Origin of the sequence: Bacillus sp. NMTD17, from assembly GCF_002998735.1 — a bacterium.
In the GTDB taxonomy this organism is placed as follows: Bacteria; Bacillota; Bacilli; order Bacillales; family Bacillaceae; genus Bacillus.
The window spans coordinates 178079-192779 of record NZ_PVRH01000005.1; the positions used below are offsets into that span (position 1 = coordinate 178079).

A 14701-nucleotide genomic window follows, 5' to 3' on the forward strand; every position below is an offset into this window, starting at 1 on the left:
CTTTTTGTTGCATATCAGATGAGGTCGTCACATAAAATGTACAAACTGTTTGTATGTAAAGGGTGATCTCATGAAAAGAGTGGACGAGTACCGAAAGAAAATCGCGCAGCGCCGCAAAACGAAGCAGCCAGCTGCTCCACCTAAGAAGACGACTTTCAAGAAAAAAGAAGATATCCCTCCATGGGTCATGCTGACAGAGGAAGAAAAGCATTCAGGGTCGTCTTCCTTTGAGTCGTCGTCTCACCAGCCGAAGAAATATCGGCATCCGTTATTTAACCCCAATGCTTTTGTGCTTAAATGTTTATTATCTGCGTCCCTTGTGTTGATTGCAGCCATTTCATTTAAAGGTCAGGCAGGGCCGTTTCAGCAGCTGAAGCCGATCATTACGCAGACCTTTGAGCAAGATTTTCAATTTGCTGCTGCCAATCACTGGTTTGAGAAAACAGTTGGAAACCCCCTTGCCTTTTTAACCGACAAAAAGGCAGACCAAAAAGATGTACAAGCGAACCAAGAACTGGCTGTACCTGCTTCTGGAAAAGTGCAGGAATCCTTTACGCAAAATGGAGCAGGTGTCAAAGTCGAAACATCGGCTGAAGCCATTGACAGTATGAAAGAAGGCTATGTGGTAGAGGTAAAAAAGAAAAGTGACACTGGGCTTACAGTGGTCGTGCAGCATGCGGATAACAGCTATAGCTGGTACGGTCAATTAAAGGAAGCCGATGTGGCCTTATACGATTTTGTCGATAAGGGTGAGAAAATTGGCCAGATCTCACTTGATGATCAAGGAAAGGGCACGTATTACTTTGCCATTAAGCAAAATGAACAGTTTATCGATCCTATTCAGGTGATGACCTTTGAATAGATGGCTGGTCATGCTGACGAAAATTCACATTCATCCGCTGCTGTGGATTGTGATGGCGTTTGCGATTCTCTCTGGTCAAATCAAGCCGCTGCTTTGTCTGCTCATCATCGTCTTTGTCCATGAGCTTGGACATGCAGCGGCTGCTTGCTATTATCATTGGCGCATTCGGCGGATTTTTTTACTGCCATTTGGCGGAGCGGTAGAAGTAGAAGAGCATGGGAACCGTCCGCTAAAGGAAGAGTTGGCGGTCATTTTATGCGGGCCGCTCCAGCATGTACCGCTCCAGCTTATGGCATGGCTTTTCATGGAAACTTCTCTTATTTCGCACGACATTTTTACGATGTTCACTTTTTATAATATGGCGATTTTCCTTGTGAATCTTTTGCCTATTTGGCCGCTTGATGGCGGGAAATTATTCTTTTTGCTCTTATCAGCATATTACCCTTTCCAACGTGCACATACCCTTGCCATAAAAGGCTCACTTGTCTTTTTCGTTCTATTGACTGCAGGGTTGCTTTTGTTTGCGCCGCTGCAATTCAACGGCTGGGTGCTGCTCACTTTTTTAGCCTATTCACTCGTAATGGAACACCGGCAGCGGCATTACGTCAGGGTCCGCTTTTTACTAGAACGCTATTACGGTAAAAAAGAGCAAAAGGTAGAAAAGCTTATTCCGCTGAGAGCGAGCGCTGAGGAAAAAGTATATGAAGTAATGGCGCGATTCCAAAGAGGCTGTAAGCATCCGATTATTATTGAAAGAGATGGCGTGAAAATGAGCCAGCTTGACGAAAATGAACTGCTCCATGCGTATTTTTCAGATCGAAGAACCACCTCCTCAATGGAAGAGCTCCTTTTGCCGTACTAGTGATGAAAATACGTTGACATTCTGCGTCTAATTTGATATATTTTTTAATGTTATGGATATGTAGCACCCGTGCTACAACCGCGCGAAGCAGGTGTAAAGAGCCTAAGGCCCCCTGTATTCGGCGAGTCTGAGTTTATTAGGAGGTGCAGAGATGTACGCAATTATCGAAACTGGTGGTAAACAAGTAAAAGTTGAAGAAGGTCAAACTGTTTATGTTGAAAAACTAGCTGCTGAAGCAGGTGAAACAGTAACTTTTGAAAACGTATTGTTTGTCGGCGGAGACACTGTCAAAGTGGGTAACCCTTCAGTTGCTGGAGCAACAGTAACGGCTAAAGTTGAAAAACAAGGTCGCGGTAAGAAAATTACTGTGTTCAAGTACAAACCGAAGAAAAACAACCACAAGAAACAAGGTCATCGTCAACCTTACACTAAAGTTGTTATCGAAAAAATCAACGCTTAAGGCGTGTGAGTGATATGATCAAAGCAACCATTACTCGGTCGGCAGCAGATGAAAGCATTACGTCTTTTCAGATGACTGGACATGCCGAGTTTGCTGAAAAAGGTCAGGATCTCGTTTGTGCAGGTGTATCTGCTGTTGTTTTCGGCTCAGTCAATTCAATTATTGCACTGACAGGAATGGATCCACTGCTCGATATTGGTGAAGAAGGCGGCTATTTCTCTTTTGAATTGCCAGCTGATACAGATCCAGTATCCTTTGAAAAAGCCCAGCTGCTTTTAGAAGGCATGGTCGTTTCCTTAGAGACAATCGAACGAGATTATCACGATTATGTGAGAATATCTACAAAAAAATAGGAGGTGAACTTCATGCTTAGATTAGATCTTCAATTTTTCGCATCTAAAAAAGGGGTAGGTTCTACAAAGAACGGACGTGACTCTGAGTCTAAACGTTTAGGCGCTAAACGTGCTGATGGTCAATTCGTAACTGGTGGTTCTATCCTTTATCGTCAACGTGGAACGAAAATCTATCCAGGTGAAAACGTTGGACGCGGAGGCGACGACACTCTTTTCGCTAAAATCGACGGAACGGTTAAATTCGAACGTTTCGGTCGTGACCGTAAAAAAGTGAGCGTATATCCTGCGGCACAATAATTGCTAAAAACTCCGGTCATTGACTGGAGTTTTTTTCACTTTTTACAAGTAGTATCGAAGATGATAAAAGAAGATGCACTCCATAAATATCAAAGAACGTTTGCTGACTTTGCCTCATTTTCTCCTATAGATCAGAAAAAACAACCTTTCCTCACATAACTAGTGTTTTTCTATGCTGTCTTCTCTGTTATAATTCAGGGAGACATAGTGATGATAAGACTCCTAAAAGAGAGACCAAACGATTGGGAGTGCGATAATGGAAGAGATACCAAGTAAACAAAACGAAAAATTAACTCACGTTGCATTAACAAATGAATTGATCTATCTGCTCAGTCGTTCAAGACACGATTGGATGAATAAATTGCAGCTGATCAAGGGCAACTTGACATTAGAAAAATATGACCGGGTGTTTGAAATTATAGAAGAAATGGTCATTGAAGCACAGCATGAATCCAAACTCTCAAATTTAAAAATTCCCCAATTGGCCTATTACTTTCTAACATTTAATTGGGAGTCGCATTTTATCACCCTAGAATATGAAGTGCTTGGTGAAACCCGAGACTTATCAGCATATGAATCGCAGCTACTAACGGTATCACAGGAGTTGTTTTCGATATTCGATCAATCAGTTTGCCAAAAAACTGAAAATCATTTAACGGTCACGTTCCAAACAGATCAAGAAGAGAATGATGTGGTCTTATATTTTGATTTCAAAGGAAAATTAACAAGTTTGGATGCGTTAAATGCGTTTCATGACGCAAACTATCCATGTATGAGTGTAGCTCAATTTCATGTGACAAGTCATGAGTCCATGATTGAGCTTTGTTTGAGGCAAGAACGAGATATGTGATGCAGAGAAACGGAGGAAGTTATGTTTGTAGATCAGGTTAAAGTGTATGTTAAAGGCGGTGACGGCGGAAACGGTATGGTGGCGTTCCGTCGTGAAAAATATGTGCCAAAAGGCGGGCCAGCTGGCGGCGACGGCGGAAATGGTGCAGATGTTGTATTTGAAGTAGACGAAGGACTCAGAACGTTGATGGACTTTCGTTATAAGCGCCATTTTAAGGCGGATCGCGGCGAGCATGGAATGAGTAAAAACCAGCATGGCCGAAATGCGGAAGAAATGATTGTCAAAGTTCCGCCCGGTACGGTCGTGACAGATGCAGAGACGGAACAAGTACTCGCTGACTTAACAGAGCATGGACAGCGGGCAGTCATTGCAAAAGGCGGACGAGGCGGACGTGGAAATTCACGTTTCGCAACACCGGCAAACCCTGCACCGCAGCTCTCTGAAAACGGTGAGCCGGGAAAAGAACGTGACGTCATCTTAGAACTAAAAGTACTTGCAGATGTTGGACTTGTTGGTTTCCCAAGTGTCGGGAAGTCGACACTGCTTTCAATTGTCTCTTCTGCGAAACCGAAAATTGCGGATTATCATTTCACAACGCTTGTGCCGAACCTAGGAGTTGTCGAAACAGATGATAACCGAAGCTTCGTCATGGCGGATCTGCCAGGACTGATCGAAGGAGCGCACGAAGGCGTTGGCTTAGGTCATCAATTTTTACGCCACATTGAGCGGACACGGGTTATTGTCCATGTCATTGATATGTCAGCACTTGAAGGGCGTGACCCGTACGAAGATTATGTGACGATTAATGAAGAGCTTGAGCAATACAATATGAGATTGACTGAGCGTCCACAAATCATTGTAGCGAACAAAATGGACATGCCAGAAGCAGCTGACAATCTAGCGGCATTTAAAGAAAAATTAACGGATGACTATAAAGTGTTCCCAATTAGTGCGATCACAAGAGAAGGGCTTCGTGAGCTTTTATTTGAAATCGCCAATCAGCTTGAAACAACACCGGAATTCCCGCTCTATAATGAAGAGGAACTGTCTGATAACCGCGTGATGTACAGGTTTGATGAGGGAGACGCGCCATTTGAGATCACAAGAGATCCTGACGGTACGTTTGTCATAACGGGTAAAGCACTTGAGCGACTGTTTAAGATGACAGATTTCTCAAGAGATGAGTCCGTGAAACGATTCTCTAGACAACTGCGCGGAATGGGTGTCGATGATGCCTTGCGTGAGCGTGGTGCAAAAGACGGCGACATCATTCGTCTGCTTGAATTTGAATTTGAATTTATTGATTGATCAAAAGGAGGGTCCAGTCCATGGGCTCTCCCGTTTTTAAAAGGGGAGAAAACAGGTGAAAGAAGAAACGTTCTATTTAGTAAGAGAGGATGTCCTTCCAGATGCGATGCGAAAAACGCTTGAAGTCAAAAAGCTTCTCGATCGCAAAAAAGCGGATTCAGTTGCCGATGCTGTTCAACAAGCGGATTTAAGCCGCAGTGCTTTTTATAAATACAGAGATGCTGTTTTTCCATTTTATACAATGGTGAAAGAGCAGATCATCACATTGTTTTTCCACCTTGAGGATCGGTCTGGGGCTCTGTCAAGGCTGCTTCAAATTGTGGCGGACTCTGGCTGTAATGTGTTATCCATTCACCAAACGATTCCGCTGCAGGGAAGAGCGAATGTCACCCTATCCATTAGCACGGCTGGTATGGCAGATGATATCAATACAGTCATGAATCAATTAAGAAAACTTGAATTTGTCGAAAAAGTTGAAATTCTAGGTTCTGGGGCGTAAAAGGAGAGATCATAGCAGATGAAGCAATTAACTGTAGGTTATTTTGGACCAGAGGCAACATTTACTCATTTGGCCGTATGCTCTTGCTTTCCAACAGATGCAGTGCAGCGTGCCTATGCAACGATTCCGCAATGTATGGATGCTGTGTCAAAAGGCGAAGTAGATTTGGCGGTCGTTCCACTTGAAAATGCACTCGAAGGATCTGTGAACTTAACGATTGATTATTTAATTCATGAGGAAGCGCTGTCCATTGTTGGTGAAATGACAGCACCGATTCGGCAGCATTTGCTTGTCCACCCATCAAGAGCGGAAAGCTGGGAGACATTAGATGTGATCCAATCACATCCGCACGCGATTGCCCAGTGTCATCAATTTCTGAAAAAGCAGTACCCAGATATTCCGCATCGTCCAGTAGAATCAACAGGTTATGCAGCAAAATATATCAGTGAGCATCCGGATGAGGCTGCTGGGGCCATTGCCAATGAAATTGCCGCACAAACGTATGGTTTAACGATTGCAAAAAAAGACATTCATGATTATCCGCACAATCATACACGCTTTGTTATTTTACATAAAGATCCTAAGGCGTCGTTCCCAATGAATGCTGGGTTCTCATCGAAGCCAAAAACGACCATTGTGGTCAGTCTGCCAAAGGATGATCAATCAGGTGCATTGCATCGCGTGTTATCTGCTTTTTCTTGGCGGAATCTCAACTTGTCAAAAATTGAATCTCGTCCGACAAAAACAGGTCTTGGACACTATTTATTTATTATAGATATAGAAAAAGAAATGGATGATGTCCTTGTCCCTGGCGCGATTCAGGAATTAGAAGCGATTGGCTGTGAGGTCAAACTGCTCGGCAGCTACCAAACATATGAACTAGCGAATGAAAAATAGTGTCCCTTGCAGGACACTATTTTTTTAGTCTTTAATTAAAAAACCAGCGTCATCGAGCGCTTGAATGGCTTGGTCAAGCTGCTTTTGACTGTAAGAAGTGAGTGTATGTAAATGCACGCCGTCTGTTAGTTCTGACAAGTAGGAGGCGCCCGTGTTAGAAATGTGATGAACGAAATCAGCTACTTGCTTGCGAGTACTGACGCGAATAGAGGCCGTTAGTTCACCGTAAACAGGGTGCTCTATGATCACATCTTTCACTGTCACACCAAAGTCTACAATCAAGGTCAGTTCCTCTTCTGTGCGAACAGGATCATGCTTGCAGGCGATGATTTGTTCAATTTCTCTTTCTGGCGCATGCTGCGGTGCCATATACACATAGCCTTGACTTGTGGCAATAATGGGTTCGTTTTTTGCTTTTAATAGTGACATATCTTGTACAATGACTTGTCGAGAGACAGCCGCCTTTTTAGCCAAAAAACTTCCGGTGAGCGGTGTATCTGTTTCTTTCAGCCACTCTAAAATGGCGTTTCTTCTCTCTTCGCCAATTAGTTTCCTCTCTTGCTCCACGTCTTATGCTCCTTTCTTCTCCTTTTGCAATTGTTCAAATGTATGCAAAAGCTGATCGATGTCCTCTTTTGATGACTTCGATCCAAATGATAGTCGAATGAATTGAAGGGCATCACGATCTGATATGTGCAATGCCTTCACAGCGGGGGAAGGATGATGATAACCTGAAGCACATGCGCTTCCAGTCGATATACAAATCCCATGCCGGTTACATGCTAACATTACATATTGTCCTTCAAACCCTTCAAAAAAACAACCAATAATATGAGGCAGCATGCGGCGATTGCCATTGTTTTGAAGTGTACGAACAGGAAGTTGTCTCATTTTCAGCTGCTGAAGAAAATAATCACGAAGCAGCTCATTCTGTTGATGCTGCTCATCTAGCTTAAGCATCAATTGTTCGCTCGCAGCAGCAAAAGCACCGATGCATGGAACGTTCACTGTTCCAAGGCGGAAGCCATTTTCCTGAACTGCACCTGAATATAAAGGCTTCCAAGCAACATGTGCGCCCATATAGACAGCACCAGCGCCCTTAGGTGCATACACTTTATGGCTAGAGATGGAAACGGCATCAACCCCAAGCTCCTTGATGGACACACGAATCTTTCCGAATGTTTGCACGGCATCTGTATGAAAAAGTATGTGCCTTTCTTTTAAAAGGGGTGCTAATTCAGCAAGCGGCTGGATAATCCCTGTTTCTGAATTAGCATGCTGAATAGATACTAGTCCTGTTTCAGGCAATAATGCTTCTTTGAGAATGTCCTTAGTGATGATCCCATCTTGATTCGGTTCAATGATTGTGACCTTCACGCCAAGACGCTCTAAGCTACTAACCGCATGATGAACAGAAGGGTGCTCTACAGAAGTTGTGATGACATGCTGCCTGTGTGCTGGCAGACCATTTGCAATCGATTGAATCGCAAGAAGGTTGGATTCTGTTCCGCCGCTTGTAAAGTAGATGCCGTCTGGTTCGCCCTCAAGAATGGCAGCGAATGATTGTCTGCTGTAAGTCAGTATGTCATTTGCTCTTCCACCTGCATCATGAAGACTGCTTGCATTCCCGTAGCAATCTTGACTTAGCTGCTGAAAAACATGCAGTGCTTCCTCTGAAACAGGTGTAGAAGCTGCGTAATCTAAATAAACCAATCCATCCATCTCCTATGAGAAAATTTTTTCTTGTATTTATTGTAGTGTTGTGTAATGATATGTGTCAAGACAGTTGTAAATGACAGGAGGGGCGAAGGTGTCATCAATCAAAAAAGTCATTGTGGTGGGATCAGGCATTGCAGCGCTTTCCTTTGCAAAAACCATTTCAGAAAGCTGCCAAGTTATCATGATGACAAAAAAACAATTTTCCTCTAGTAATTCCATGCTTGCACAAGGAGGAATCGCTGCTGCCTTTTCAGCACAGGATTCAGTTCATCAGCATGTACAAGACACATTAGCTGCCGGCTGTGATCACAATGATGAGAGGGCGGTACAAGAGATCGTAAGTCGTGGAAAGCAATTGGTGGAGCAGCTCGTAGAAGAAGGCTGTCCATTTGATCAGACGGAGACGGGCGAGCCGCAATTAGGTAAAGAGGGGGCACATACGACTCATCGCATTTTGCATGCAGGAGGAGACCAAACAGGCAAAACCCTCGTGCAGTATTTAAAAAGTCAGCTTGGCTCACATATTCATTTATACGAATATCACCATGTCATTGATCTATTGGTCCATGAAGGAACCTGCATAGGGGTGGTATGGAAAGATGAGAAAGGACACGTCCATACCATGACCGCAGATGCAGTTGTTTTATCCACGGGCGGCTGCGGCTCCCTATATGAAACAAACACAAATGACCCTTCTGTAACAGGAGACGGACTGATGATGGCCTATCGAGCCGGGGCACAATTAGCAGATCTTGAATTTGTTCAATTCCACCCCACCCTCTTGACGATCGCTGGAAAAGCAGTCGGTCTCGTTTCAGAGGCAGTCCGGGGAGAGGGAGCCTATTTAGAAGATGAAACAGGCAGGAGGATGATGAAAGGCATTCACCCACAAGCTGATTTAGCGCCTAGAGATGTGGTCGCTAGAGCTATTTTTCATGAGCAGCAATTAGGTCATGATCTGTATCTCAATATCCGCGAGATTCCACATTTTTCAGCTCGTTTTCCAGCAATTAATGCGATGTGTCAGCGGGCAGGTGTCGATATGGCAAGCGGCAGGCTCCCAGTTTCCCCTGGTATGCATTTTTTAATGGGCGGAATCTGCGTGAATGAATATGGAGAAACCACTGTTCCATCTCTTTTTGCTATCGGAGAAGCGGCCTGTACAGGCTTACACGGAGCGAACCGATTAGCGAGTAATTCTCTCTTGGAAGGTCTCGTTTTAGGACAAAAAGCGGCACGGAGAATTGAACAGGTACCTAAACAGAAAAAAATAGTCCCATCTTTTTCTATTCAAGAAGTATGGTCCGTCCCAGCGATTTCAGAGGATCAGTTGAGACAATGGATGATGACATATGCCGCAATTGTAAGAGACGAAAAAGGGCTAAAGGCCTTGCTTCAAGTATTACAGCAAGTCCCTTATCAGCAAACGAATGTGAAGAATATCACAAGTGAACAGATCGAATTAAGCAATCAATGGGCATTAGCGATTTGCCTTGTGAAGTCTGCATTACTTCGTACAGAAAGCAGAGGCGGCCATTTTCGAATGGATTATCCAAATCGGAATGATGCTTTGTGGCGGGGCATGCAGATTGTCCATGAAAAAGGCCACATTCATATGATGAAAAATGAAAGGATCGGTGCCAAATGGAACGTTTACAGTTAAAACAAATGATGACTCATTTTTTCACAGAAGATATTGGCTTTGGAGATGTATCAGCTGATGCCATTTTTGGAGAAAAGAAAGGAACAGCATACATCATCGCAAAACAATCGGGTGTATTGGCAGGTTCTCAAGTCATTGACATAGGGTACCGCCTGCTGAATGAACAGATTCAAGCTGAGTTGTTTTTTGAGGAAGGTGATTGGATTCATTCAGGCGCTGTGCTGGCGAAAATAAAGGGGCCGGTCAGCGACTTATTAAAAGGAGAAAGGGTCATTTTGAATGTTTTGCAGCGCATGACAGGTATCGCCACATTAACACATGAAGCGGTGCAGCGATTAGCGGATCCGTCGATTACGATTTGTGATACGAGAAAAACGACTCCCGGCTTGCGCATGTTAGAGAAATACGCTGTGAAGACAGGAGGCGGAAAGAATCATCGCTTCGACTTATCAGATGGAGTGATGATTAAAGATAATCATATTGCCGCATGCGGCTCTATTCGTGAAGCTGTAGATAAAGCAAGAGCATATGCCGGTCATATGGTGAAAATTGAAGTAGAAATTGAATCAGAAACGCAGCTAATGGAAGCCATTGATGCAAAAGCCGATGTCATCATGTTTGACAACTGCTCTCCAGACGAAGTGAAACGTTTTAAACAAATGACGCCGGAGACAATTCTGACGGAGGCTTCAGGAGGCATCACGTTAGAGACATTGCCAAGTTACAGGGGGACAGGTGTCGACTTTATTTCACTTGGTTTTTTGACACATTCTGCTCCAGCATTTGATTTTAGTATGAATATGGAATTCAGTCATAAAGGGGGAACAACTCATGTCACTGCTTGATGTACTCGCAAATCAACATGCAGCCATGATGCCAGAAGAATATAAACACCGCTCTGTTGATGAGATGAAGCAGCGTGTGTTAGACATTAAACGGGCCTTTGGATCAAAGCTTTTTATACCGGGGCATCATTATCAAAAGGATGAAGTCATCCAATTTGCAGATGCAACAGGCGATTCACTGCAGCTCGCACAAATAGCCGCGGACAATCAGGAGGCTGAGTACATTGTGTTTTGCGGTGTTCACTTCATGGCTGAAACGGCAGATATGCTGTCAAATAAGAATCAAAAGGTCCTATTGCCAGATATGAGAGCAGGCTGTTCAATGGCTGATATGGCGAACATGAAGCAAACGGATATAGCATGGGAGCAGCTCACTGATCTGTTTGGAGATACGATCCTACCGCTCACGTATGTCAACTCAACAGCGGATATTAAAGCATTTGTCGGCAAGCATGGCGGGGCGACTGTTACATCGTCAAACGCTAAAAAAGTGCTGGAGTGGGCGCTCACACAAAAAGAGCGGATTCTGTTTCTCCCTGATCAGCATTTAGGGCGTAATACGGCATTCGATTTAGGCATTTCACTAGAAGAAATGGCTGTCTGGGATCAAATAGAAGAAAAGCTCATCACCGATCAGCCGCTTTCTCGCATCAAGATGATTTTATGGAAAGGCCATTGCTCTGTCCATGAGAAATTTACGGTGCGGAATATTGAAGAAACGAGAAAAAGAGACCGTGACATTCAAATCCTTGTCCATCCAGAATGCACGCATGAAGTCGTCAGGGCTTCTGATCTTGCCGGTTCAACGAAATTTATTATTGATACGATTAAGGAAGCGCCAGCAGGAAGCAAGTGGGCGATTGGAACAGAGATGAATTTAGTCAAGCGGATAATCGATCAGCATCCAGATAAACAAATTGAATCCCTCAATCCGGATATGTGTCCATGTTTGACCATGAATCGGATCGATCTTCCTCATTTGTTATGGTCACTAGAAAGCATTGATAAAGGTGATCCGGTCGGTTTGATTCAGGTCAATGAAGACATTACCAAAGAGGCTTTACTTGCACTGAATAAAATGCTCGCCATTAAATAATAAATCAGCCCCTCCTATCAGAAAACAAGTTTTTATCATATCGGCTTGTAAATAGGCATAAATTTATGGTGAAACATATTGTACTTCTGACATAACCGTTACGTTCACGTTTTGCATAGGAGGGGAAAACGTTGAAAATTCATATTGTGCAAAAAGGAGACTCCCTTTGGAAAATTTCAAAGAAATACGGAGTCGACTTTCAAGAATTGAAAAAACTAAATTCACAACTCAGTAACCCAGATTTGATCATGCCGGGTATGAAGATCAAGATTCCATCTAGTGGTGTTCCTGTAAAAACAGATCATCACAAAGCAAAAGAAATGCCAAAGCCGAAAGAACATCCGTATGTGAAAGAAAAGCCAAAAGATGTCGTGCAAGTTCAAGATACGAAGCCGAAAGAAAAGCCAAATGAACCGGTACCTTATGTACCGCCAGTGCCAAAGATCGAGCATCCAGTTTTTCCACAAGTCGATGTGAACTATTATCAGACCAATCTCTACCAGCCATTCACGCCTCCTCCCAAAAAAGAACATCATGAGAAAAAAGATTACGTTCATGAAAAGAAAGATCATGTTCATGACAAAAAGGATCACAAAGATCATGTTCATCATGAAAACAAGGACTATAAAGATAACAAGGAACATTTTCATCATGAAAATAAGGACCATAAAGATAATAAGGACCATTTTCATCATGAAAATAAGGACCATAAAGATAACAAGGAACATTTTCATCATGAAAATAAGGACCATAAAAATAACAAGGACCATTTTTATGATGAAAATAAAGGCCATCTAAAAGATGAAGTGGCAAAGGGGTATGATCCGTTTATTCATATTCCGCATCAAAAGGAGGAGGGAAAAGATATGGAGCAAAGCAATTACCCAAACCTTCCTAATTTCCCGCAAATGCCGAATGTTGGAGGCGCAGCGGTAGGAGGAATGGCTGAGAATAAAGAGCATCATCACCATCACCAGCATCATGATTCATATGATCCTTATTATGGTTTTGGTCATGGACATTACATGCCGGCAATGTATCCATACCCGCAACAAATGGTGCCAGCATCGCCAATTTTACCAGGTTCAGGTCTTTGTTATCCTGTCCAGCCATATTATCACCATCACATGATGCCATATCCATACCCAGCTCAACCGTATTATCCTGCGTATCAAGCGCCAGCTTATTACGGGGAACATTATGAACATCATGCAAACGACGGGCATCACTGGCACCACCATATGCACCCAAATGCCAATGCGAACGTGAATCAAGGCTTTTATCCAAACGTTTCAAATGAAGCTTATGGCAAGGAAGACTGCGGATGTGATGATGGCATGAAGCAGCATCAGCCGTGGCCAGGACATTATCCGAATCCTGTTCCTTATGGCCAAATGGGGGCTTTTCCAGCTCAGCCTTATATGCAGCCATATCCAGGTCAATCTGTTTTTGCAAGACCAGAAGAAGACGAAGAAGAGTAATGACAGAAGGAACGATCTCAATCGTTCCTTTCAGCGTGTAGACAAACCCTCGCATTCGTTGTCAGGGCTGTGCTCCGGTGCTCACGAATGTCAAATTCGCTCCGCTCCGGTGCTCGCCCTTCCTAGACTGCAAAGGTTTTCTATCACGCTGAAAAAGAGACAAAGGGCTAAAATAAAGATCATTTTAACAATCTGGAAGGAACGATCTCAATCGTTCCTTTTTTTGTTTATAACTGACAGCTTGATTTTTTCCCAAACTGTACATGCTAAAACAGAGCCTGTTTCGCGCTCATGAGATTGAATTTGTACAGGGGGTTTTTCGTTTGAGACAAAAATGGCAAAAAACGATCGCATTAGTGCTTCTTCCTATTGGGTTAACGGCATGTGGTACAAATGATAATGCAGGTGTAGATACACGTCATAATCAATCAGGTCAGCCAGTCGGATATCATTCGAATAACCGTGCGGCTGACAATAATCAAGATCATCAAGGGCCAGTTTCTGAACTCATGGAGGGGATGAACGGTGGGAACACAACGAATGTTGATTATCGCACCCGTCCTCAAGCCGATGATCGAATGCCTCTCGCAGGTGGAGATGGACGCTACAGTCATGGAGATATGAACTATCATAACCAAATGTCGTTCTCTGGCTACGATAAACAAGAGAACGTCCAGCGTTCAAGAAAAATTGCCAACCGTGTCAATAAAATGAACCACGTTGCAGACTCACAGGTGATGGTGACAGATGAAAATGTGTATATTGCCATTAAATCAGATGGACGTTTGACGTCAGAGGGCGTATCACAAGTTGAAGAAGCAGCGACTCGTTATGCAGATGGAAGAGCTGTCCAAGTCATTAAAGACGAGGGTGCTTTCACACGCTTTAGAGATATGAGAAGAACACAATTTGAAACAGGCCAAACAGGCATGACTCGATAGGTTGGAGAATAAGAAAGGCTAAAGTTCCTCAAGAACTTTAGCCTTTTCTTAAAAATAACCCTTGATGCTTGTATAAAAATCGTTAAAGAAACAGCCAAATCCAAGTAATAAAATACCTTTCTTGTTAAGGATACAAGGGGGAGAAGACCGATGTCATGAAGGAGAATCCCTGCCAAAATACCGCCTGAAGCCAGCATAAATTCAGATGAATCTGTTTTTGGATATGCATCTGCCAGTACAGCACCGAATACTGAAACCCAGAACACAAGGTTTCCAGGGGACACCGCAACAAGCAAGCCGTTTCTGTACGTTTTTGCGAATGATTTATTGACTTTTTCGCCAGCTAAATGGATGTCTTGATCCGAATTATTAAGAATACTGCTCCGATCAGCCAGAGCGGGATTTGGACAAATGGCAGTGATAAAAACTGAGCAAATTCAGCATCCATGAAAGAATCCGTTTTTTAATCCCTTTTTGTCATTTCAACCGTGATCGCTCCAACTGGCAGAGGAATTGACAATCCTACGACGATAAATGCGAGAAATGTTTGCAATCGACTAGAACTTCC

16 protein-coding genes, 1 pseudogene and 1 other annotated feature are annotated in these 14701 nt (G+C 43.4%); of the genes and pseudogenes, 14 read left to right on the plus strand and 3 right to left on the minus strand.

Annotated elements, in window-relative coordinates; genetic code table 11:
- The first annotated feature begins 70 nt into the window (after positions 1–70).
- From C6347_RS15120 to pheA, 9 genes are all read left to right on the plus strand, one after another.
- Positions 71–862: a M23 family metallopeptidase gene (locus C6347_RS15120; protein WP_034661641.1), complete on the plus strand. Its 792-nt coding sequence runs from the start codon at positions 71–73 to the stop codon at positions 860–862.
- Entirely contained in the window at positions 855–1724 is an 870-nt protein-coding gene (locus tag C6347_RS15125) for a M50 family metallopeptidase (protein WP_060596886.1), read from the plus strand. The genes C6347_RS15120 and C6347_RS15125 overlap by 8 nt, the downstream gene beginning before the upstream one ends.
- 66 nt (positions 1725–1790) lie before the next feature.
- Positions 1791–1863, plus strand: a sequence feature (ribosomal protein L21 leader region).
- 12 nt (positions 1864–1875) lie between these two features.
- On the plus strand, positions 1876–2184 hold the full coding sequence (gene rplU, locus C6347_RS15130; RefSeq protein WP_003216781.1) for a 50S ribosomal protein L21: 309 nt from the start codon (positions 1876–1878) through the stop codon (positions 2182–2184).
- A 14-nt stretch (positions 2185–2198) separates the two neighbouring features.
- Positions 2199–2537 carry a ribosomal-processing cysteine protease Prp gene (locus C6347_RS15135; RefSeq protein ID WP_034661634.1) on the plus strand — a complete coding sequence of 113 codons (339 nt, stop codon included), beginning with the start codon at positions 2199–2201 and terminating at the stop codon, positions 2535–2537.
- 12 nt (positions 2538–2549) lie between these two features.
- The gene (rpmA, locus tag C6347_RS15140; RefSeq protein WP_003216586.1) at positions 2550–2834 is read left to right on the plus strand and encodes a 50S ribosomal protein L27; all 285 of its coding nucleotides are present in this window, start codon (positions 2550–2552) and stop codon (positions 2832–2834) included.
- Positions 2835–3090: 256 nt separating this feature from the next.
- Positions 3091–3684: a sporulation initiation phosphotransferase B gene (locus C6347_RS15145; RefSeq protein ID WP_034661629.1), complete on the plus strand. Its 594-nt coding sequence runs from the start codon at positions 3091–3093 to the stop codon at positions 3682–3684.
- A 21-nt stretch (positions 3685–3705) separates the two neighbouring features.
- Positions 3706–4992, plus strand: coding sequence for a GTPase ObgE (gene obgE / locus C6347_RS15150; protein WP_034661626.1), 1287 nt, complete (start codon positions 3706–3708; stop codon positions 4990–4992).
- A 55-nt stretch (positions 4993–5047) separates the two neighbouring features.
- Positions 5048–5491, plus strand: coding sequence for an ACT domain-containing protein (locus tag C6347_RS15155; RefSeq protein WP_003216269.1), 444 nt, complete (start codon positions 5048–5050; stop codon positions 5489–5491).
- Between the two features lie 18 nt (positions 5492–5509).
- Positions 5510–6388 carry a prephenate dehydratase gene (pheA, locus tag C6347_RS15160; RefSeq protein WP_106071781.1) on the plus strand — a complete coding sequence of 293 codons (879 nt, stop codon included), beginning with the start codon at positions 5510–5512 and terminating at the stop codon, positions 6386–6388.
- Positions 6389–6412: 24 nt separating this feature from the next.
- Here the strand turns inward: pheA and C6347_RS19270 are convergent, their stop codons facing one another.
- On the minus strand, positions 6413–6955 hold the full coding sequence (locus C6347_RS19270; RefSeq protein ID WP_060596884.1) for a transcription repressor NadR: 543 nt from the start codon (positions 6953–6955) through the stop codon (positions 6413–6415).
- 3 nt (positions 6956–6958) lie between these two features.
- Complete coding sequence (locus C6347_RS15165; protein WP_066030595.1) at positions 6959–8101, minus strand: IscS subfamily cysteine desulfurase; 1143 nt, start codon at positions 8099–8101, stop codon at positions 6959–6961.
- A 97-nt stretch (positions 8102–8198) separates the two neighbouring features.
- Between C6347_RS15165 and nadB the strand changes: the two genes are divergently transcribed.
- The 5 genes from nadB to C6347_RS15190 all read left to right on the plus strand — a co-directional run bounded on the left by nadB (position 8199) and on the right by C6347_RS15190 (position 14133).
- Positions 8199–9770 (plus strand): L-aspartate oxidase, encoded by a 1572-nt coding sequence (nadB, locus tag C6347_RS15170; protein WP_106071782.1) that lies wholly within the window; start codon positions 8199–8201, stop codon positions 9768–9770.
- Positions 9752–10615 carry a carboxylating nicotinate-nucleotide diphosphorylase gene (gene nadC / locus C6347_RS15175; protein ID WP_106071783.1) on the plus strand — a complete coding sequence of 288 codons (864 nt, stop codon included), beginning with the start codon at positions 9752–9754 and terminating at the stop codon, positions 10613–10615. The genes nadB and nadC overlap by 19 nt, the downstream gene beginning before the upstream one ends.
- The gene (gene nadA / locus C6347_RS15180) at positions 10602–11711 is read left to right on the plus strand and encodes a quinolinate synthase NadA (protein ID WP_106048525.1); all 1110 of its coding nucleotides are present in this window, start codon (positions 10602–10604) and stop codon (positions 11709–11711) included. The genes nadC and nadA overlap by 14 nt, the downstream gene beginning before the upstream one ends.
- Positions 11712–11842: 131 nt before the next feature.
- A complete protein-coding gene (gene safA, locus C6347_RS15185; RefSeq protein WP_106071784.1) occupies positions 11843–13192 on the plus strand; it encodes a SafA/ExsA family spore coat assembly protein in 1350 nt (449 codons plus the stop codon).
- Positions 13193–13515: 323 nt separating this feature from the next.
- Complete coding sequence (locus C6347_RS15190) at positions 13516–14133, plus strand: YhcN/YlaJ family sporulation lipoprotein (protein ID WP_060596878.1); 618 nt, start codon at positions 13516–13518, stop codon at positions 14131–14133.
- A 48-nt stretch (positions 14134–14181) separates the two neighbouring features.
- On the opposite strand, the pseudogene C6347_RS15195 reads toward C6347_RS15190, so the two are convergent.
- A pseudogene (locus C6347_RS15195) lies at positions 14182–14686 on the minus strand (lysine transporter LysE).
- Positions 14687–14701 lie beyond the last annotated feature (15 nt).